Source organism: Paenibacillus oleatilyticus, assembly GCF_018998565.1.
Classification (GTDB): Bacteria; Bacillota; Bacilli; order Paenibacillales; family NBRC-103111; genus Paenibacillus_G; species Paenibacillus_G oleatilyticus.
On record NZ_JAHNZO010000004.1, the window covers coordinates 32,880 to 53,111 of the forward strand.

The window sequence follows — 20,232 nt, forward strand, 5'->3', positions numbered from 1 at the left end:
AAATAAAATAAGCTTCACTTCCTGTTCCCGATAACTTTACAAACAGTTTATTATTATGACTCTACTCTCTTAAGGTTACTTTCCAGTATTAACAAAAAGGACTGCACGCAGCAGCCCCTTAAAGGAAATATCAATATCCCCTGTCATTCAAAAGCTCTACTCCCCACCTACCGGCTCCGGTTAAACACCACGAGCTTCAGCTCCGTCAATTCCTCTACCGCATACTTGATGCCTTCGCGTCCGACGCCGCTTTCTTTGACGCCGCCGTAGGGCATGTGATCCAGCCGGAAAGTCGGAATGTCGTTGATCATAACCCCGCCGACATGCAGCTTATCGATCGCGTTCATAGCGGTGTGCAGGTTGTCGGTATAAATCCCGGCCTGGAGTCCGTAGATGGAATGGTTGACCCAATCCACCGCTTCCTCCACCGAGCTAACCTTGTTGATCAGCACAATCGGAGCAAACACTTCCTTGCAGGACACTTGCGCGTCAGGAGGAACGTTCAGCAGCACCGTCGGCGCGAGAATTCCGCCTTCGGCCGTTCCGCCCAGCGCAACGGTTGCCCCCTGCTGCGCGGCTTCCTGAATCCATGCCACGGCCCGCTCCGTTTCGCGTTCGGAGATCATCGCGGACACGTCCGTTTCGGCATCCAGCGGGTCTCCAAGCTTGAGCTGTTTGGCCGCTGCGACGAATTTTTCGACAAATTCGTCATACCTGTCCTCCAGCACATACACCCGCTGCAAGGAGATGCAGACTTGCCCTTGGAACGAGAAAGCGCCTGTGACACAGCGCGCAATAATGGAATCGATCCGGGCGTCGCTGTCCACGATTACCGCGGAGTTGGAGCCCAGCTCCAGCGTGACGCGCTTCAATCCGGCTTTCGCGCGGATGCTTTTGCCGACGGACGGGCTTCCCGTGAACGTGATGACATCGACGCGGGGGTCCTCGACGATTTTGTCGCCGATGACTCTGCCAGCGCCGGTGACGACGTTCAGCGCACCGGCGGGAAGTCCGGCTTCCATGAACAGCTCCGCGATGAAAAACGCGGATAACGGCGTCTGGCCCGCAGGCTTCAAGACGACGGTATTGCCCGCGGCAATGGCCGGACCCAGCTTGTGGGCGACCAGATTCATCGGAAAGTTGAACGGGGTGACCGCCCCAACCACGCCCAGCGGCTCTCTTACGGTATAAGCGAAGCGGCCTTCCCCTCCGGGAACGGCGTCCATCGCCAACGTCTCGCCGTGGATTCGCTTCGCTTCCTCGCCAGCCAGCTTATACGTCTGGATCGTGCGGTCCACCTCGATCAGCGCGGCTTTGATCGGCTTGGCGGCTTCCAGCGCAATGAGGCGGGCCGCTTCTTCGCGGCGCTGTTCCAGCAGGCGGGACACGGTTTCCAGAATCCGGGCCCGTTGATGGGCCGGCATGCTTCGCATAACCGGCTTGCAGCGGACCGCCGCTTCGATCGCCTGCTCGGTCTCCGCGAGATCAGCCGAAGCGATGTCGGCCAGCTTTTCCTTGGAGTACGGCGAGTACAGCGGGGTGTAATTTTTCGTCTCAACCCAGGTTCCATCGATGAATGCATGCTTTTTCATGAAGTAAATCCGCCTCCTTATGCGATACGATCAGTCCGCCTTGCCCACGCCGGCCGATACGGCGCTCAGCTCCGCCATGGCCTCGCTGATAATGTCGAGCCCTTCTTGCAGTTGCTCCTCCGTGATGACCAGCGGGGTCAAGAAACGGACAATATTGCTGTGGACTCCTGCGCCGAGCAGGACCACTCCTTTTCGGTAACAAGCTTGCAGCAAAGCTGCAACGAACTCTTTCGCCGGCTTGCCGGTGTCCGGATCAACAAACTCCACGGCGCACATCGCACCCAGTCCGCGAACGTCTCCGATGATTTTAAACTCATCCCGCAGCTTGTGGAAATGACTGCGGATCGTGTCGCCGATGACGCGCGATTTTCCCGGCAGATCTTCGCGCTGCATCATCTCGATCACGGCCAAAGCCGCCGCGCAGCCGAGCGGGCTACCGCCATAGGTTCCGCCGATTTCGCCCGGGTTCGGGGCGTCCATAATCTCCGCTTTGCCCACGACGGCGCTGATCGGAAGACCTGCGGCGATCGATTTGGAAAGCGTGATAAGATCCGGTTCGATCTCGAACAGCGTCGAGGCGAACATTTCTCCGGTCCGGCCGAAGCCGGTCTGAATTTCATCGGCAATAAACAAGATACCATGCTTCTTGCAAATCTGAAAGACGCCCTGCACGAACGATTTTGGCGGGACGATGAAGCCTCCCTCGCCTTGCACCGGCTCCATGATGACGGCCGCCAGCTCTTCCGGGGCGACCTCGGTCAGCAGGAAGTCCTCGAACTGCTTCAGGCAAAACTCCCCATACTCTTCTTCGGTCATCGACGCAGGACGTTGGTACGGATAAGGGAATGGCGCTTTATAAATCGCCGGGGCATACGGCCCCATTTGATATTTGTACGGCTTTACTTTGCTTGTCAAAGACATGCCGAGCAGGGTCCGGCCGTGGAAGCCACGGGTGAACGAGACGATACCCGTTTTGCCCGTATATTTCCGGGCGATCTTCACCGCGTTCTCGACCGCCTCCGCGCCGCTGTTTAAGAGCACGGCTTTTTTCGCAAAATCACCCGGGGTGATCTCTGCAAGCTTTTCCGACAACGCCACATAAGGCTCATACATTCCGACATGGAAGCACGTATGAATGTATTTTTCCGCCTGCGCCTTGATGGCGTCTACGACTTCGGCCGGGCTGTGGCCCGCGTTGATGGTGCCGATCGCGCCGACGAAGTCCAGGAACACGTTGCCGTCCACATCGTACAGCAGCGCCCCCTGCGCGCTCTCGACAAACAAAGGATGGTTGTTGCCTACTCCCTTGGATACCGTTTGCTGTCTGCGTTCCAGAAGCGCTTTTGTCTTCGCTCCCGGCAATTCGGCTGCAACCGATACGAATTTTCGTTGGGCTGTCATAGGTTTGTTCCCCTTTCGGCTTGAAAAATTAACCGTTCGTTTCGTCCAGTCCGCACCATTGGATAAGCGTCAAAGCAATGATTTCCGCCGCTTCCGTCACTTTGTCCAGCTCGATATATTCGTTCGGGTAATGAGCGACCTCTGTCACTCCCGGCCCGAACACGATAGCAGGCGTCTTACCCGCTTGGGTCAACAGACCGCCATCCGTTCCCCACGGTGACGCTTCGATGACCGGCTCCGCCCCGGCGACCTTGCGGTACTGCTCCGCCAAGGTGTGCATGAGCTCATGCTCCATGTCCATCGACCCGGGAATCCAGCGGGCGCCGAACCATTCCAACACGGGAGCGTGCTCCTTGAACCACGGGTCCTGCTCGGCAAGCCGCTCTAGCCACTGCTCCATCTCCAGCTTCGCTTCCTCAATCGTCTCCTCGGGCGAGACGCCCATCCGGCCTTCCAAACGGACGAGGTCGGGAACCGAGGACGGCCAGTTGCCGCCTTGGATGACCCCGATGTTGATCGGGATCGGAATCGGCGTATTTTGATACAGCGGATCGGTGATCCGGGCGTTGCGCCGTTCCTCCAGCGCTTGAATGTGACGGATGACGAGCATGCTTTTCTCGATGGCGCTGACTCCCTCATACCGGGTGCCGCCGTGGGCCGCCCGGCCCTTCACTTGAATGCGGAACCACATCGAGCCCTGCTGCTTCGGAAAAATACGCATATTCGTCGGCTCCGGGATGATCGCCGCGTCGGCCTGGTAACCCCGCATCACGGTCGCGAGCGTACCGGCTCCGCCGCTTTCCTCCTCGACGACGCTCTGAAAGATGACGTCGCCTTTCAATCGGAGGCCCAGTCCTTGCAGCGCTTCGATCGCCAGCAGCAGGGAGACATTGCCGCCTTTCATATCCGTGACGCCGCGGCCGTACATCCTGCCGTCCCGGATCGCGCCACTGTACGGATCGTCCGACCACTGCTCGCGCTCCCCCTCCGGGACAACGTCGATATGGCCGTTCAGAATGATCGACTTCCCGCCGCCGGAACCGCGCAGAATGCCGACGACATTCGGACAGTTATCGAAATTCGGCCGCGAGGAGCAAAAGTACGGATGCTTCTTCAAAGCCTCCCCGTCCAGCTCCCATACGTCGACCTCTAAGCCCATCTGCTGCAGCTTCTCGGCGACCAAAGCCTGCGCCGCCGCCTCATGGCCCTGCGTGCTTGGCACCTGCACCAGCCGCTGCAGGAAGGCAATGCCTTCCTCGCTGTGCGTGCACATCCACTGCTTAATCCGTGCTTGGAGCTCTGACATGTTTCTCCTCCTTGTGCGGAAGTAAGGTGAAAAGGAGGGTGCTGCGCGCGCGGATCATTCTTCCAATCCCTCTTGTCCCCGGATTCTTTCATTCAATAACCCCTTTAGAGGTTAGAATCCGGAGACAAAGGCGACCGCTGCGCTTCTCCAGAATGATTCCGCTCGCTCCGCTCCTTTTTTCACCGAACATCTAAAAATTCGAAACCCTCTACGCCTCACTCACGTTCTCGTAGATCACCGCAATGCCCATGCCGCCGGCCATGCACAGCGTCACCATGCCGTACTTCACGCCGGACCGCAGCATTTCGTGCATCAGCGTCACGGTCAGCTTCGCTCCGGTAGCGCCTACCGGATGCCCCAACGCAATCGCGCCGCCGTTCACATTCACCCGCTCCGGGCTCAGCTTCAGCTCGCGGATGACGGCCAGCGCCTGCGCGGCGAACGCCTCGTTCAGCTCGATCAGCCCGATGTCGTCGAGCGTCAGCCCGGCCTTGCGCAGCGCCTTATGGACGGCGGGCACCGGCCCGATGCCCATCACGCCCGGATCGACGCCGGCGCTGGCGAACGCTTTGACCTTGAGCAGCGGCTGGATGCCCGCCCTCTCCGCTTTGCTCCGGGACAGGAGCAGCACGGCGGCTGCGCCGTCGTTCATCGGGCAGGCGTTGCCCGCGGTGATCGTGCCGTCTGGCTTGAAGACGGCGGGCAGCTTGGCGAGCTTCGCCAGCTCGATATCTTCCCGCAGCGACTCGTCGCTGTCGAAGAGCCGGACGCCTTGCCGTTCCTGCAGCTCCAGCGGCACGATTTCGTCCTTGAACCGTCCGCTGCGGACCGCGTCGGCCGCCTTGCGGTGGCTTTCGAAGGCAAACCGGTCCTGCTCTTCCCGTGAAATGCCGTACTGCTCAGCCAATCGCTCCGCGGTCATGCCCATATGCTCATTCCCCAACGAGCAGGTCAGCCCGTCGGCGAGCAGCGCGTCCTCCATTGCGACATGGCCGAACTTCGTGCCCCAGCGGTTTCGAACCAAGTAAGGCACATTGCTCATGCTTTCCACGCCGCCCGCAATGACGGCTTCCTCTTGCCCCGCCGCAATCGCCAACGCTGCGCTTGTGATCGCCTTGAGGCCCGAGCCGCACGCTTTGATGACGACGTGACCCGGCACCGTAAGCGGAAAGCCGGCCCGCTGTGAGCTGATTCGGGCCGAATTGAGCCCCCCGCCGTGCACATAACCGTGGCCGAAAATGATTTCGCCCACCTCTTCCTTCGGCAGCGCCGTTCTCGCCATCAAGCCCGTCAGCACTTGACGTCCCAGCTCGGTAGCGGGCACATCCCGCAGCGACTTGCCGAAGGCTCCGACCGCCGTGCGGACCCCTGCCGCGATAACGACTTCATTCATCACGGATTGCCTCCCTTATTGAATCGTGGACACGACGGACGGAACGATCAACTCCGCTTCCGTCTGCCGGATGACGTCTTCTGCTGTGAAGGGGGCCATCACTTCCCGCAAAACGAGTCCCTCGTCCGTCACTTCCATCACGGCCATTTCGGTAATGACCATATCCACGCAGCGCGGCGCGGTTAAAGGCAGCGAGCACTGCTTCAATATTTTCGACTCGCCCTGCTTGTTCGTATGGTTCATCAGGACGATGACCTTGCGCGACTTTTGCGCCAGCTCCATCGCTCCGCCCATCCCGGGCACCCGTTTGCCGGGAACGATCCAGTTCGCCAAATCCCCGTGTTGGCTCACTTCGAGCGCGCCCAGAATCGTGATGTCGACATAGCCGCGGCGGATAATCCCGAACGCCGTCGCGCTGTCGAAATACGATGCGCCCGGCACGATGGTCACCGGAAAGCCTCCGGCATTGCACAGCGCGGGATCTTCACTCCCCTTGGCCGGGCTCGGTCCTGTGCCCAGGATGCCGTTTTCCGCGTGAAAAAACACTTGAATCTCCGGCGGCACATAATTAGCCACCAAGGTCGGAATCCCGATGCCGAGGTTCACGAGCATCCCGTCTTGAATCTCCTGCGCCGCCCGCCGGGCGATCCGGTAACGGCTGTCTTCTACTCCCACGCCCATGTCCAGTTCACTCCTTGACTCGGTATGACCATATCGACATAAATCCCCGGGGTGACGATGCATTCCGGGTCCAGCTCGCCGAGCGGCACGATTTCGTCGACCTCGGCAATAGTGTAATCTCCGGCCATCGCGACAAGCGGATTGAAATTGCGGGCGCTTTTGTCATAAATCAAGTTGCCGTACGGGTCGGCCTTCTGCGCGTGCACGATGCTGACCTCGGCGGTCAGCGCCGTTTCGATCAAATACGGCTTGCCGTCCAATACGATCTGCTGCTTGCCCTCTTCGGCAATCGTGCCGATGCCGACATCGACGAAGATGCCGCCCAAGCCGACGCCCCCGGCGCGGATGCGCTCGGCCAGCGTCCCTTGCGGGCTGAACTCGACCTCAAGCGCGCCCTCGTTCATGAACCGGCCGGCGTTCGGATTGGAGCCGATATGCGAGACAATGACTTTTCTGGCCCGGCCCGCCGTGATCAGCCGCCCGATGCCGATATCCGGGAACGCGCAGTCGTTGCCGATCAGAACAAGATCGCGCACGCCTTTATCTAATATGCCTTGGCACAAGGACGGAGGATTGCCCACGCCTCCGAAGCCCCCGTACATCAGGGTCATCCCGTCGCGTATATGCTGAAGCGCGTCCTCCAGCCCGGCGACCTTGCTTCGCTTTTTTACAAGCTCCATGCGTTTTCCCCCTTCCTCCTATACCGCCGCTTTATTCAAATGGCCTTCCGCCCGAAGTTCCTCTTGCACTTCGAAAATACTTTTTTCCAATATGCTTACTAGGCTATCAATTTGTTCTGGGGTAATAATTAATGGCGGTGAGACGATAATCGCGTCTCCGGCTGCTCCGTCGATGCCTCCCGATGCCGGGTACACGAGCAGTCCTTTGTCAAAAGCGCGCTTGATGACCCGTGCCGTCACGCCGAGCGATAGCGGGAAAATTCCCTTCGTCCGCACATCCGGCACGAACTCCAGTCCGAGCAGCATCCCTTTGCCCCGCACGTCGCCTACGATATCCAGCCGCTTGGCCATCTCCTGCAGCTTGCCCAGCAGATACTCGCCGTTCACTTCGGCCGCGCGAACCAGATCGTGCTTTTCCATATAGTCCAGCACGGCCAGACAGACGGCGGCGGATTGCGGATTGGCGCTGTACGTATGGCCCGCCATGATCGACTTGGACCCTTTCAGAATCGGCTCCATCACTTTATCGCTGACCAGCGTCGCCGCCATTGGCGTGTAGCCTGCGCTCATGCCTTTGCCCAAGGCGACGATGTCCGGAGTGACCTCCCAATGCTCGATCCCGAACTTCTTGCCGGTTCTGCCGAGCCCCGTCATCACCTCGTCCGCGATGAACAGAATATCGTATTTGTCGCAGATGCGCTTGATCTCCTGATAATAGCCCTCCGGCGGCGTCACCGCCCCTCCCGAAGCGCCGATGATCGGCTCAGCGATAAATCCGGCGATATGCTCGGGCCCGATGCGCAGAATCGACGTTTCCAGCTCCTGCGCGCATTTCATGCCGCAGCCGGGATGCGCTTCCTTCAGCGGACAGCGGTAGCAGTACGGCGCGGAGACGGACGGATAATCTTCGAGCAGCGGAATGAACCGCTTGCGCCGCAAAATATTGCCGGACATGGACAAAGCGCCCATCGTAATGCCGTGATAGCTCATCCAGCGGGAGATGAAGCGGTTTTTGCGGTCGCGGCCTTTCTCCTGCCAATGCTGGATCGCGATCTTCATCGCCGTCTCCGTCGCTTCCGAGCCGCTGTTGACGAAAAAGGACCAGTTCCAGCGCCCCCCCGACCATTCGCTTAACCGGCGTGCAAGCTCTTCGGCTGGCTCGCTCGTAAACTGCGCACGGTAGGCGAACGATACTTTTTCCGCCTGCGCCTTCATCGCCTCGACGATTTCCGGCACCCCGTGGCCGATGCTCGCCGTCACCGCGCCGGAGCAGCCGTCGATATACGTTTTGCCGTCCGTGTCATAGAGATAAATTCCTTGTCCGCTGGCCACTGTAGGGTAGTCGTAGTCCAGAATCGGCTTGATCAAATGTGTATCCGTCATGTCGGTTCCCCTCTTTACGCTTGTGTTAAACCCAGCCTCTCCAGCGCATGGCTTCCGCCATTTTGCGGAGGCCTGCCATATAGGCGGCCAGCCTCATGTCCACCTTGCTTTCCAGCGCGATCCGATGGACCGTGCGAAAAGCGTTGACCAAAACGCGGTCCAGCTTCCGATAAACTTCCGCTTCGGACCAATGGCAGCCCTGGTTGTTTTGAACCCGCTCGAAGTATGAAGCGACAACACCGCCTGCGCTCGCCAGCACGTCGGGGACGAGCAGCACGCCTCGGGAGGTGAGAATTTCCGTAGCTTTCGCGGTGGTCGGCCCATTTGCCGCCTCGATGACGATTTTCGCTTGAATGTCGGCCGCGTTCTCTTCTGTAATCTGGTTTTCAGTGGCCGTCAGGATGAGAATGTCGCAAGCTTGCACAAGCAACTCCCGGTTGGAAATAGCGCTTGCGAACAGGTGGGTGACCGCGCCGTACGCATCCCGTTTTTCCAGCAAATAATCGACATCGAGGCCGTCCGGGTGGTACAGAGCGCCGCCGGCATCCGCAATCCCTACGATCTTCGCTCCGGCGTCGTGCAGAAATTTGGCCAGATAGCCTCCGGCATGACCGAATCCTTGAACGATCACCTTGGCGCCTCTAAGCTCCACGCCGGCCGCCTTCGCCGCTTCACGCAGCACGATCGTCACGCCTTTGGCCATCGAGGACTCCCTGCCCGCCGAACCGCCCAGCACGAGCGGCTTGTCGGCAATAAAGCCGGGCGAGTCGAATTCGCGGAGACGGCTGTACTCGTCCATCATCCAAGCCATCATTTGCGCATTCGTGTACATATCCGGGGCCAGGATATCCTTCGTCGGGCCGACGATCTGGCTGATCGCCCGAACATACCCGCGGCTCAGCCGCTCCAGCTCGGCAGCGGACATCGTGCGCGGATCGCACTCGATGCCTCCCATGCCCCCGCCGTACGGGAGGTCGGTCAGACCGCATTGGATGCTCATCTCCATCGACAAAGCGGTTATTTCCTCCGGCATTACCGCAGGATGCAACCGAATGCCGCCCTTGGTCGGTCCCACGGCATCGTTATGCTGAGCCCGGTAGCCCGTGAATACCCGGACGGAGCCGTCGTCCATACGTATGGGAATGCAAACCGTCATCAAGCGAAGGGGCCGCTTCAACAGACCATAGAACGATTCCGCGCAGCCCATATGCTCCAGCGCCTTCTTGATGAGCTGCTGCGTTCGCTCCAAGACGTTTGGTTGTTCCGTTTGCCGAACCGTATCGACTGCCATCGTTCCACCCCCGGCCTCTGCGTTATGGCTGCGATTACTTGTAGTTTAAACCAGCTAAAGCGCTCGATCTATTCGACCGACGAATCCAAAATGAGCGCGCTTTTTTATACATCAGGTATAAATTCCAGCTTGCCCGAAATGACGGGCCGTGATATAACTGACTCAAGCCAATCCGCACAGAAAAGAGGATCATTCCTATGGGAATTAGCATTCAAGAAGCGATCCAGCTGCCCGTGATGTCGAAGACGAAATTGGTCGCTGGATTCGACGGCATGAACAATATCATCAAATGGGTCACGATCGTCGAAGTCATCGAAGACATCGACCGGCTGCAGGAAGGCGAGTTCCTGATTACGACCGGCTTCGGCCTGATGGAAAGCGAAGAGAAACGCAGCCAGTTCCACAAGCTGCTGTCCAACAAGAAGCTGTCCGGCGTTGCGATGTACACCGGCTTTTACTTGCGCGAAATTCCCCAATCGTTCATCGACATTGCGAACCGCTCCGCCCTTCCGCTGCTGGAAATCCCGACGGATATCAACTTTTCGGTCATTACCAAGGCAATTCTGGAGCAGATCGTCAACAACCAATTCCGCATGTTCGAGCATTCGATCAACATCCACAAGGAATTTACCCGTCTGGTCCTGGACAACCAAGGCATCCAGGCGATCACCGAAACGCTGTCACGGCTGACGGACGGCAGCATCGTGCTGTTCGATGCGGATACCTCCATCGTCTCGGATCGGATCGTTCATGACGCGGTTCGCCGAACCGATCAGGATCGGCTCCAGCTCTTTTCCGAGCCGTTGCAGCCGCCTTTTGAGCAGCAACTTCTTCACGTAAATAATCATGAAAGCGAATACACCATTTCGCTCTATCCGGTCATGGCGAATCAGACGAACTACGGCTGGATTGCGGCCATCAAGGATAAAGAACGCTGGAAAGACATTGACCAGATCGCGGTCGAGCATGCGGCCACCGTGTATGCGATTGAATTCCTGCGGCATAAAGCGATTTTAGATACGGAAATCCGTTTTCAAGGCGAATTTCTCGACCAAGTGTTAAGCAAAAATTTTACCAATAAAGCCGAAGTGATCGAGCGCGGGAAAAAACTGGGCTTCGATCCGAGCGGGAGTCAGGCCGTGCTGCAAATCAAGGTGGAGAACCTTCCGCCCGACCTCGAACGCCGTACGCTTGACGATATGCTGGACCGGCTGTATCAGGTCGTGAACCAGACGATGAGCAAGCATAACCGCCAGTTTCTGCTGCGCAACCGGCTGGACGGCTGCATCGTCCTCATGGGAACGGGAAGCAAAGGGACGGCTCCCGAAGCCGCAGAGGAAGCTTCGCTTCTGGCCGTGCGGGATATCGCCGACAAATGGAGCTCGTTCTACCCTGATTACCCGCTGCGGATCGGCATCGGCAAAAGCTACGCCGATCTGGCCGACCTGGCCAAAAGCGCACAGGAAGCGCACCGGGCTCTCGTCTTCGCCAAGCTGCTGCACAAGCCGAAGTCCGTCGTCCACTATGACGATCTGGGGCTGTACCACTTCCTGATCCAGATGCAGGAGCTCGGCATGGACTTGCGGCAGTTTGCCGAGGAGCAGCTCGGAGCCTTGATGCAGAACAAGCGCCAAGGGGCCGACCTGCTTCAAACGCTGGAAACGTACTTGTACCATAACCAGAGCCTTCATGTGACGGCGGCCGAGCTGTTCATTCACCGCCATACGCTGAAATACCGGCTGAACCAGATCGAGAAGAAAACCCGGCGCAATCTTCAATCGTCGGAGGACCGTTTGAAGCTGGAAATTGCGATCATGGCCTACAAGCTGACCGTTTCTTCCGAGGAACTATAGCGGGCGCGCGGCTTGGCGCTCGCTTCCCTGCTTTTCGCTTTCGCGTTGACATCGAGTCTCGCTTCCAGCTTACCTACCACAAACGTAAAGAGCATAACCAGGGCCAAATAATACAAGCCTGCCACCACGTACGTTTCGAGCTGCTTGAAATTCGAGGCCGCTTCGCTTAACGCCGCTCCCCACAAATCGGACATCCCGACGTAAGCGACAAGCGACGATTCCTTCAGTCCCAGAATGAACTGGTTGCCAAGCGGAGGAATGGCGATTTTGAACGCCTGCGGCAAAATAATTCTGCGCATCGCCTGCGGATACGTCATCCCGAGCGAGCGGGCCGCTTCCATCTGACCGCGGTCGATCGATTGAATCGCGCCGCGGAAAATTTCCGCGATGTAAGCACCGCCGTGAATCGCCAGCGCGAACACCCCCGCCCAAAATTGCGACAGCAAAATGATGTTGGATATGCCAAAGTATAGTACAGCGATCTGGATAATGAGCGGCGTGCCACGGATCAGCGTAATGTAGAATTTCGCTACGGCGTTCAAGACGCGGCTCTTCGACAGCCGGAAAAAGGCAAATACCAGTCCGATGACGCTTCCAAGCAGAAGAGAAACAAACGTTATGCGAACGGTCAGCCAGGTCGCTTTCAGAAACACGTCGTAACTGGACAGCAAGATTTCGATCATCGGGTCACCTCATCTGAATTTCGTTTCGTTACTTTTGCAAAATATTTTTGCCGAACCACTTCTCGCTCAGCTTGTCGTACGTCCCATCCTTCACCATTTCGTCGATGGCCTTGTTCAATTGATCCAGCAGAGCCTGGTCTTCCTTGCGGACCGCGATTCCCATTTCCTGCATCGTCAGCGGCTCCCCTACGGCCTTGATTGCCGTGGCGCTTTCCTTGATCATGCGGAAGCCGACCAAATCGTCCGTAATGACCGCGTCCACCCGTCCCGTCGGCAGGTCCAGCAGCGCCGTCAGATCGCTGTCGTATTCGGTAATGTTGCCCGCATCCGTCCGTTCGGCAGCCAAACCTTTGAACAAGCTTGCCTTGAGCACGCCGATCTTCTTGCCTTTCAGATCGTTCGCGGATTTAATCGTCTCGTTCGTCTTGGCGACGAAAATTTGTGCGCCCGACCGGTAGTAAGGCGTCGTGAAGTTGACCGTCTTCTGCCGTTCCGGCGTAATTGCCATACTGCCCAGAATCGCATCGTATTTCTTCGAGAGAAGACCGGGAATGATCGTTTCCCACGGGTTCGTGACCGGCTCGGCCTTCACACCCATTTTCTTGGCCAGCTCGCTCCCGAATTCGACGTCAAAGCCGACCAGATTGCCGTTTTCCTTGTAATTGAAAGGCTTGTACAGCCCACTCATTGCAAAATGAAACGCTTTCAATTGTCCGGAATCTTTACCGTCGGCAGACGGGGTATTGCCTGTCGAAGCACAGCCGGCGAGCAGCATAGCCCCTACCAGCATCGACAACAAGGAAACGATCAACCCTTTTTTCATAAACAAGTCCCTCCTGTAAGTTGGTCTTAGGCTGCGTTGCTTTTTATTAAAGGATGCTGCGCAAAAACTGCTGGGCCCGCTCTGTTTGCGGCTGGACAAAAAATTGTTCGGGATGGGCTTCCTCCAATATTTTTCCGTCGCTCATGAAGACGACCCGGTCGGCTACCTCGCGGGCGAAGCCCATCTCATGGGTGACGACGATCATCGTCATACCTTCCTTGGCGAGCTGCTTCATCACTTGGAGCACCTCGCCGACAAGCTCGGGGTCCAGAGCCGAAGTCGGCTCGTCGAACAGCATCACTCTCGGCGCCATGGCGAGCGCTCGGGCGATGGCGACGCGCTGCTTCTGCCCGCCGGACAGCATGCCGGGATAGTCATGCGCCTTATCCTTCAGCCCCACCTTGTCCAGCAAGTCGTAGGCGGTGTCGATGGCCGTTTTCTTTTTGAGCTTCTTCACATGGATCGGAGCTTCGATCACGTTCTCCAGTACCGTTTTATGGGGAAACAAATTAAAATGCTGAAACACCATGCCGACCTCTTGCCGGATCTGATTCAGGTTCGACTTGTGAGGGTCGCGCTTCTCGCCGAAAATATAAATTTCCCCGTCGTCATAAATTTCGAGGAAGTTCAGACAGCGCAGCAGCGTGCTTTTGCCCGAGCCGCTTGCGCCGAGCAAGACGACGACTTCTTTTTCCTGTACATTTAAATTAATGCCTTTCAGGACGTTAACGGAGCCGAATGACTTGACCAAGGTGTTAACTTGAATCATGGATTAACCTCCTTGCGGGATAGTCTATGTTGCGAAGAAAGCGCATTCTTTTCGTCTTGCAGCTTGTCCCCAAAAGTTTACCTGGTTAAATAATAATATAGAAACCGCTTACAATCTATTCGCCGATAGAACGAAAAAAGCTTCCCGCTTTTTATACGCCATGTATATAAATCATACCCGATTTCGCGGACCGAAAGCTGTGGAAACCGTTGGAAAGGAGCAAAAAAAGAGGGCCGCCGAGGCGACCCGCTGATAAACCTATCGATTATGCTTTCCCTGTGCTTCTGTCTCCCAGCAGCGAGTTCAGCTGCTCCAGCAGGTTGCCGCCGCCGGTGAGCGAGATCGTGCCGATCTTCTCGCATATTTTTTCGAGGAACTCCAGCTCCTTCAACCGGTACAGCGTCTGGTTCTCGTCCATCAGCTTGGCGGTATTGAGCAGGCTGCGCGTCGATGCCGTTTCCTCGCGGCGCGTGATCAGGTTGGCCTGAGCCTTTTTCTCGGCCAGTAGCACTGTGTTCAAGATGTCCTTGATATCGCCGGGCAGGATAATATCCTTCACGCCGGCCGATACGAAGGCGACGCCGTAATCCTCGCTCTTCTCGTTCAACCGGGACAGCACGAACGCCGCGATTTCCTGCTTCATTTTCAGCAGATCGTCCAGCTTCAGGGTGCCGATATATTCCCGCAAAATGAGCTGCAACTGGATATACATCTGGTCCTCGAACGATTTGATCTCGAGCGCGCGCAGAGGGTTCACGATTTTGTACTGGCAGACAAAATTGAGCCGCAAGGTTACTTTGTCCTCGGTCATCATTTCCTGACCGGTCATGTCCATTTGCTGCTGGCGCAGGTCAACGGTCTTCACGGCGACGGCGGTAGGCCCTTTCCAAAAATAATATTTGCCGGGCTTGAGCTCTTTTTGCATCACATGGTTATAGAACAGCACGCCCGATTCGTAGCTCGCCACCTCAAACGTCTGGCAATACGCCATCAGTCTGGGCCGGACCGCCAGATCGACCTCCGCAGGCAGCTCGGGCTGGCGAATGTCCACACGGACATAAGCGTGTTTCTTCAAAATGTTCCAGAACACATAGCGCCCAGCCGTCAGCATTGCGGCGAATTTGCCGTCCTCGTAATGCAGCACATATTCGTGGTCCTGCACTTCGATGACATCCAGCTCCCGCAAGAGTTGGTCATCGTGAAGGAAGAGTTGCAAGTCTTTCCCCTCCACCGCAAAAGGCTTCGTGATATCCAGAATCACGACCGTCTCTTCGGAAAAAGGCGACAGGCGGTACGTGCCGGGCTGCAAATATTTATCGTAGCTTCCTTTGCGGAACAGCAAGCCACGCTCGTCGGTTTGAATGGTTACTTTTTTAAACATGGTAAATCCTCCTTCAACAGCTCATACCTAAGCTGCCTTTCCTTAGTTGGTGACCTGCGAAAGGAACCCTCCTGCGCCCCTGACGGAATCCCGCTTAAGAACGGAGGAGCCGGAGCTTCCGGCTTCGAAGCTGACGAACTTCGGATCGGCTCCATTGCAGCCTTTCTCCTGTTCGCCGTCTTCTTGGCAGTTGCATTTCCGGTTGCTCCGTCCGGTATCCGCGGATTGCAAAGCCCGGACGCAGTGTGCTGTGGAAGCCACTGAGGGTACCTTTGAAGGTCACAGCATGTCATTTTCGCTCGATTGAAGTCGAGTGCTCCCCACGGAGCGTAATCGTCCCACACGATTTGGGATTCGAACCCAAAATAATGGCAGATTCATGCCGGATCAGCCTTACAGGATACCGGCGCATAGGATGCGCGGGCACTGCGGGATTGCAGGAAATCCCTGCCTCGGTACGCCTTCCGTACATCAACCTAAATGTATGATAGAGCGTCTCAGACGCGTATCACCGTTAGTTCCCCGTTCCCACCCTCGCCACTTTGTCTGAACCAGCACCCGGTCGTTACAATCACAAGAAAGGGTACTCTTGTAAGATGTTCTGGGCTTGAATCATATGATGCAGGAATCGAACCTGCCGGACATGGCCCCTCACATCCACCAGGGAGTCCAACTTGCCCAGTTGGCGGGTGGTGCTCGCCTTCAGACAAAAGGCTACCAAACTAACACGGATGATCGTTGCTTACAACAGCTCGGTTTTCCAGTTCATTTCCTGAATGCCGGTATCCAGCTCCCGGTAAGCTTTGGAGTACTGATCGACCTGCTTTTGCAACTCGGCAATGTGGACCGTTGGAATGAATTTTACTTCCGACCTGCTGTACCGGTCCTGCTTCACGGCCGCGGCATTAATGACCTCTTGGATCATCGTTCGGCGAATCCCTAGAATATCCCGCTTCGCCAAAGCATCGGCAAGGGTAACTCTGTCATGCAGCACCGTTTGGGCGTTCGTCCGGTTGATCGCGGTCATCAACGACTCCAGCTCTTGCAGCGTGTCGTTCATTTCTTGGAACAAATTCGTCGGATTCTCCGGCGGGTGCTCTCCTTCCTGCACCTTCGCACTGCGGTTCAAGCGGACTTTCAATTGTTCGATGCGCTTTTGGCAATCGGCTCTATTCATTAAAGCTTCGGCTAATTTCATCGTTATCACCTTTTTAATCTTTAGGATGGCAGCGCCTTGTGTATCCTATCTTCGCTGATTTGCGGCGAAACGAACATGGCGAAAGTATTACGACGAGTGGAAAGTTTTGCATAACAAAGAAAAAAGACCGGAGCAGGCCGCTCCGATCTTGTCATTAAGCAAAATAAATACTCGATTCTAATGCAGCTTTTTATTCAACGCTTCGATCTCCATTTCCGATAAGCCCGTTACTTCGGCAATCAGAGAGGCAGGCAAGCCTTTCTGCAGCATACTTGCCGCAATCTCCTTGTCTCTTTCTACCTTCCCTTCCAATTTGCCCTCAAGCCTTCCTTCCGCCCTGCCCCGCGATTCCGCATAGTCTAGCGCAGATTGCTCGTCAAGCAGCGCCTTTTTCCGCATCTCATACAACGCTCGAGCTTCTTTATTCTGGCTTAAAAATTCCAGCGTCGTCATCGCTTTTTTCAGCCCTGGTGTATCCATGGCTAGTTCCTCCCATCGCTCTCGGGGTGCGCCGTCTATGAACATCAGCCAATTCACCAGCCGATCGTCCATCTTATGCGGCTTCAAACTAAGCTTCGGCAGCTCCATAAAATGAATTTCGATATCGTCGAGCAACAGCTCGCTCGTATGATCTTCACGCAGGTGATAGATGTTGTGAAACTGATCGTTCGGAATTTGATTGAACGTCAAGATATTGATCGAGATGACCTTCTTCAAGCTTTTGTAGAACTGGCCTTCTCCCAACTGCTCCTCGTACATCTTCGCCGCGTAATATAAGCTGCGCTTCGGCATGTCGTATTTATTGCTGACCTGGATTTCCAGATTCACCTGTTTGCCATCCTCATTCTGAGCGCGGACATCCAGAATGGCCTGCTTGTCGGTCAGCGCATTTTTATCCAACTGCGGATTAAGCAAGGTCAGGCTGACGAACGGCTTCGGCTCGGTTTCCCGCAGCGCTTCATTCAGAAAGTTCAACAGCACTTCGTCTTTGTTTTCTTCGCTGCCGAAGATCTGTTTAAACACGAAATCAACGGACGGTTCCAACAGTTCGGTCATTTTCTCAGCTCCAATGGCTTGCTCTACGCCCCAGTTTTCTACTCACATTATACCACAAAAGAGGCACAATATAGACGGATAAGCAGCCTACGAACCCCGAGGAATGCCTTATAACCCGCCATCACGCAAGCTTGCCAGAGCCGGCTCCTTCCCTCACAGCCTGGGATCGATTTCTTTCTCCCGGGCCACTTCAAACAGCAGATTGGCGACGATTTGTTTATACGTCCCATGGTCCGGCGCGATTTCGTCGAATCGTACAGCGAGCATTTGGCTACCGAGCCGATATTCGTTCATCGAAGTGCGAAGCTTCGAGTGAATGTTTTTCTGCTTCATCAGCTTGCCGTACTTATGCGGGAACCGGTAATCGTATCCGTAGATAATCGATAAATACTCCGGATTGCGGACCTTCATATACGGCACCGACCGGTCTTCGAAGACCTCCGGCTTGATCACGACGCCTTCCATATGATTCCCGATAGTCAGCGTCGCGAAGAACTGCTCCGCCTGCTCACGGCTTTCCGGCTCGGACAAGTCCAGCACAACAAACTCGTCGTCCGACAGAAAACGGTACATGTCCGACGTGCTCCAATCCGGCAGCTGCTCCTCGCCGCTGTCATACACCACTTTCAACAAGGCAAAAGGCTTGTACTCCAGCTCCCCGTCCTCCGCATACAGCTCCAGCTGCTTCTTGTATGTTTCATAAGCGGCCGCATGCTCCTCCAGCGGCACGTAGGTTTCCAAAATGTCATGGACATATTTATAATTTTGATACACGCTTGCCCCGTATTTGTCGCTCAAGGCGGATTTGGAGAGGTGGAATTGGTCCTTTTCAAACCCGCTGGCGCGGTACTCCTCCGTCAGCTTACCGAAAGCTTGTTCAAAACCGCTGCGCTTCAGAAAATCCAACTCGCTCTCCAATGCCTTCCCGATCGGCTTGAACTGCCGCTCGATGAGTCCGTCCCCGAGCGCCTTCCATGGCAGCAGCTCCCCGTCCAAAAGCATCATAGAGACACCGTTCTTCTCCATATATCCGCCGAATTTTTGCAGCAACCCATCGTAGATGCCTGTCAGATCCACTTGGTTGATCTTGTACCCGTTCCGGCTGACAGCAAAACATTGCGCCCGGTCCTTATGCAAATAAATGTTGCACCGGGAGCCCATATATTTCGGCTGCATCACCACTTGACGGACTCCCCGCTCGGCAAAATAATCCAAGCCTCGCTGCAACGACTCCAGCTCACCCGCAGCCACATCCTTATCGGCCGGGGACATCGTTCCCGAGATAAAGTTAATCTTATTGCGCGACACATAGCGCAGTCTGCGAATTTCCTCATCGCCCAATTCCTGTACGGAAACCTTTCTCTCTTCCCGGAACAAAGTCGGAAGCTCGTCCGTCATGACCGCTTGCCCGGACTTGTAGGCTTTAAAGAAAGGCTTGAACGAAATGCTGACCGAAGTCAGCGCGTTCCCATGCACGCATCCCGTATCGAGGTGAAGCTTGCTTTTGATCCGGAATGCCTGCTTCGCCGCAATGTGCCCGAACACGTGGTACGGATGATTTTTCGCTGCCTCCTCGTTAAGAAAAGCCAACTGCTCCTCCAGCGGTGCCTCCCGGTTGATACGGAAGCTGCGCTGATGACGCATCGAATTCGCATCCAGCTTCCCGATATATTTGTTCCGGCACGGCGCATGGGTCACGTAGAAGGACGCTCCTTTCATGCCGACCGACCAGTAAAACGGCTTCGAGATAGAAACAAGATGATTGAACTTCTCCAGCAGCTCCGCATCATTCCGCAGCACTTCCGTCGAGTCGAAATACGTCCGAAGCAGCTCCGAATCGGCCCCCTGAATTTCGCCCCGCAAATATTTATACACGAAATTCTCATGGTTCCCGAGAACGAACAAGAAATGCTCCTGATTATCGTACAAAAACTCGACGATCTCTTTGGTACGCTTTCCTTTATCGATCCAGTCCCCGGCTAACAGCACCTTCGTATTCCGCACTTTGTCCGTTACGATCAGCTTTCCCGCTTCGATCCGGTAGCCGTAGCTCAGCAGCAGACCTTGCAGCGCATCGACGCACTCGTGAACGTCTCCGACAATGATGACCTTTTGATCCTGCGGGAGAATGGTCGACAAGTACTCCTCTTGATCTTCAATGACAACTCTGTAATCGGGATTAGCCCGCTGCTCTGTTACCGAATAAAAATCTTTGGCGCGCACCTTATGAATTTTGGCGTACTTTTCCTTAGCCAGCGAACCGAGAACGTCTTTGCGCAGCCGGTTAATGTGGCTGGTGATCAGCTTCTTCGACCGCTCGGAGGCGTAATAATCCTCCCGCTTGCGGTAATCGAACAGAATGACCTCCAGATTATAGTTATTCTCATGGGCAATCTCGCGAACCTTCGCCCGGAAGTCCTCCGACAATCCGGTCGTATCCACGATCACGAATTCCGCGTTGACGGGATACGAGGTTACCATCTTCAGCTTCTCGAACAACAGATGAAACGCCTGCCCGCTCGCCTCCAGCATCAATTGGTCGTATTTATCGTAGGCAAAACCAAGAACCTCTTGGCGAATACTGTCGGAAGAAAGGTATTGGATGTTGCTTTTAAAATGTTTGGACTCGTCCTCGAACCGCAGCCCGGGAATCAGCACTTCGTTGGCGAACGTCGTTTTCCCGCATTCCGTCGATCCGATCATCATAAAAATGGTATGAACCCTCGTTTGGATCTCCATTGG

17 protein-coding genes are annotated in these 20,232 nt (G+C 55.9%); 1 reads left to right on the forward strand and 16 read right to left on the reverse strand.

What is annotated here, in order from left to right:
• Positions 1 to 167 precede the first annotated feature (167 nt).
• From KQX66_RS06505 to KQX66_RS06540, 8 genes are all read right to left on the reverse strand, one after another.
• Positions 168 to 1,592 (reverse strand): aldehyde dehydrogenase family protein, encoded by a 1,425-nt coding sequence (locus KQX66_RS06505; RefSeq protein ID WP_216791169.1) that lies wholly within the window; start codon positions 1,590 to 1,592, stop codon positions 168 to 170.
• 30 nt (positions 1,593 to 1,622) lie between these two features.
• On the reverse strand, positions 1,623 to 2,993 hold the full coding sequence (gabT, locus tag KQX66_RS06510) for a 4-aminobutyrate--2-oxoglutarate transaminase (RefSeq protein WP_216791171.1): 1,371 nt from the start codon (positions 2,991 to 2,993) through the stop codon (positions 1,623 to 1,625).
• A 28-nt stretch (positions 2,994 to 3,021) separates the two neighbouring features.
• On the reverse strand, positions 3,022 to 4,299 hold the full coding sequence (locus KQX66_RS06515; RefSeq protein WP_216791173.1) for a peptidase: 1,278 nt from the start codon (positions 4,297 to 4,299) through the stop codon (positions 3,022 to 3,024).
• Between the two features lie 208 nt (positions 4,300 to 4,507).
• Entirely contained in the window at positions 4,508 to 5,692 is a 1,185-nt protein-coding gene (locus tag KQX66_RS06520) for a thiolase family protein (RefSeq protein ID WP_216791176.1), read from the reverse strand.
• 15 nt (positions 5,693 to 5,707) lie between these two features.
• The gene (locus tag KQX66_RS06525) at positions 5,708 to 6,373 is read right to left on the reverse strand and encodes a CoA transferase subunit B (protein WP_216791178.1); all 666 of its coding nucleotides are present in this window, start codon (positions 6,371 to 6,373) and stop codon (positions 5,708 to 5,710) included.
• Positions 6,358 to 7,053: a CoA transferase subunit A gene (locus KQX66_RS06530; RefSeq protein WP_216791180.1), complete on the reverse strand. Its 696-nt coding sequence runs from the start codon at positions 7,051 to 7,053 to the stop codon at positions 6,358 to 6,360. Before KQX66_RS06530 ends, KQX66_RS06525 begins: the two co-directional genes overlap by 16 nt.
• A gap of 18 nt (positions 7,054 to 7,071) precedes the next feature.
• Complete coding sequence (locus KQX66_RS06535) at positions 7,072 to 8,436, reverse strand: aspartate aminotransferase family protein (protein ID WP_216791183.1); 1,365 nt, start codon at positions 8,434 to 8,436, stop codon at positions 7,072 to 7,074.
• Positions 8,437 to 8,461: 25 nt separating this feature from the next.
• On the reverse strand, positions 8,462 to 9,727 hold the full coding sequence (locus tag KQX66_RS06540) for a Glu/Leu/Phe/Val family dehydrogenase (RefSeq protein ID WP_216791185.1): 1,266 nt from the start codon (positions 9,725 to 9,727) through the stop codon (positions 8,462 to 8,464).
• Positions 9,728 to 9,924: 197 nt separating this feature from the next.
• Here KQX66_RS06540 and KQX66_RS06545 point away from each other — a divergent pair, with 197 nt between their 5' ends.
• Positions 9,925 to 11,580 (forward strand): PucR family transcriptional regulator, encoded by a 1,656-nt coding sequence (locus KQX66_RS06545; RefSeq protein ID WP_216791187.1) that lies wholly within the window; start codon positions 9,925 to 9,927, stop codon positions 11,578 to 11,580.
• Here KQX66_RS06545 and KQX66_RS06550 read toward each other — a convergent pair.
• The 8 genes from KQX66_RS06550 to KQX66_RS06585 all read right to left on the reverse strand — a co-directional run bounded on the left by KQX66_RS06550 (position 11,547) and on the right by KQX66_RS06585 (position 20,229).
• Positions 11,547 to 12,263, reverse strand: a complete 717-nt coding sequence (locus KQX66_RS06550) for an amino acid ABC transporter permease (RefSeq protein WP_063188100.1) — start codon at positions 12,261 to 12,263, stop codon at positions 11,547 to 11,549. The two genes, KQX66_RS06545 and KQX66_RS06550, sit on opposite strands and share 34 nt — an antisense overlap.
• Positions 12,264 to 12,291: 28 nt before the next feature.
• Positions 12,292 to 13,086 carry an ABC transporter substrate-binding protein gene (locus KQX66_RS06555; protein ID WP_216791190.1) on the reverse strand — a complete coding sequence of 265 codons (795 nt, stop codon included), beginning with the start codon at positions 13,084 to 13,086 and terminating at the stop codon, positions 12,292 to 12,294.
• A gap of 46 nt (positions 13,087 to 13,132) precedes the next feature.
• Positions 13,133 to 13,855 (reverse strand): amino acid ABC transporter ATP-binding protein, encoded by a 723-nt coding sequence (locus tag KQX66_RS06560; protein ID WP_216791192.1) that lies wholly within the window; start codon positions 13,853 to 13,855, stop codon positions 13,133 to 13,135.
• A gap of 265 nt (positions 13,856 to 14,120) precedes the next feature.
• Positions 14,121 to 15,236, reverse strand: a complete 1,116-nt coding sequence (locus KQX66_RS06565) for a slipin family protein (protein WP_216791195.1) — start codon at positions 15,234 to 15,236, stop codon at positions 14,121 to 14,123.
• Between the two features lie 42 nt (positions 15,237 to 15,278).
• Positions 15,279 to 15,497 (reverse strand): hypothetical protein, encoded by a 219-nt coding sequence (locus tag KQX66_RS06570; RefSeq protein WP_216791197.1) that lies wholly within the window; start codon positions 15,495 to 15,497, stop codon positions 15,279 to 15,281.
• Between the two features lie 481 nt (positions 15,498 to 15,978).
• The gene (locus KQX66_RS06575; protein ID WP_216791199.1) at positions 15,979 to 16,434 is read right to left on the reverse strand and encodes a DIP1984 family protein; all 456 of its coding nucleotides are present in this window, start codon (positions 16,432 to 16,434) and stop codon (positions 15,979 to 15,981) included.
• A 177-nt stretch (positions 16,435 to 16,611) separates the two neighbouring features.
• Positions 16,612 to 17,490 (reverse strand): Rpn family recombination-promoting nuclease/putative transposase, encoded by an 879-nt coding sequence (locus KQX66_RS06580; protein ID WP_216791202.1) that lies wholly within the window; start codon positions 17,488 to 17,490, stop codon positions 16,612 to 16,614.
• Between the two features lie 153 nt (positions 17,491 to 17,643).
• Positions 17,644 to 20,229, reverse strand: a complete 2,586-nt coding sequence (locus tag KQX66_RS06585; RefSeq protein ID WP_216791204.1) for a metallophosphoesterase — start codon at positions 20,227 to 20,229, stop codon at positions 17,644 to 17,646.
• Positions 20,230 to 20,232: the final 3 nt, after the last annotated feature.

Coding starts and splice junctions, on each gene's coding strand:
- KQX66_RS06505 (WP_216791169.1), bottom strand. CDS start 1,592: ATGAAAAAGCATGCATTCATCGATGGAACCTGGGTTGAGACGAAAAAT.
- gabT (WP_216791171.1), bottom strand. CDS start 2,993: ATGACAGCCCAACGAAAATTCGTATCGGTTGCAGCCGAATTGCCGGGA.
- KQX66_RS06515 (WP_216791173.1), bottom strand. CDS start 4,299: ATGTCAGAGCTCCAAGCACGGATTAAGCAGTGGATGTGCACGCACAGC.
- KQX66_RS06520 (WP_216791176.1), bottom strand. CDS start 5,692: ATGAATGAAGTCGTTATCGCGGCAGGGGTCCGCACGGCGGTCGGAGCC.
- KQX66_RS06525 (WP_216791178.1), bottom strand. CDS start 6,373: ATGGGCGTGGGAGTAGAAGACAGCCGTTACCGGATCGCCCGGCGGGCG.
- KQX66_RS06530 (WP_216791180.1), bottom strand. CDS start 7,053: ATGGAGCTTGTAAAAAAGCGAAGCAAGGTCGCCGGGCTGGAGGACGCG.
- KQX66_RS06535 (WP_216791183.1), bottom strand. CDS start 8,436: ATGACGGATACACATTTGATCAAGCCGATTCTGGACTACGACTACCCT.
- KQX66_RS06540 (WP_216791185.1), bottom strand. CDS start 9,727: ATGGCAGTCGATACGGTTCGGCAAACGGAACAACCAAACGTCTTGGAG.
- KQX66_RS06545 (WP_216791187.1), top strand. CDS start 9,925: ATGGGAATTAGCATTCAAGAAGCGATCCAGCTGCCCGTGATGTCGAAG.
- KQX66_RS06550 (WP_063188100.1), bottom strand. CDS start 12,263: ATGATCGAAATCTTGCTGTCCAGTTACGACGTGTTTCTGAAAGCGACC.
- KQX66_RS06555 (WP_216791190.1), bottom strand. CDS start 13,086: ATGAAAAAAGGGTTGATCGTTTCCTTGTTGTCGATGCTGGTAGGGGCT.
- KQX66_RS06560 (WP_216791192.1), bottom strand. CDS start 13,855: ATGATTCAAGTTAACACCTTGGTCAAGTCATTCGGCTCCGTTAACGTC.
- KQX66_RS06565 (WP_216791195.1), bottom strand. CDS start 15,236: ATGTTTAAAAAAGTAACCATTCAAACCGACGAGCGTGGCTTGCTGTTC.
- KQX66_RS06575 (WP_216791199.1), bottom strand. CDS start 16,434: ATGAAATTAGCCGAAGCTTTAATGAATAGAGCCGATTGCCAAAAGCGC.
- KQX66_RS06580 (WP_216791202.1), bottom strand. CDS start 17,490: ATGACCGAACTGTTGGAACCGTCCGTTGATTTCGTGTTTAAACAGATC.
- KQX66_RS06585 (WP_216791204.1), bottom strand. CDS start 20,229: ATGGAGATCCAAACGAGGGTTCATACCATTTTTATGATGATCGGATCG.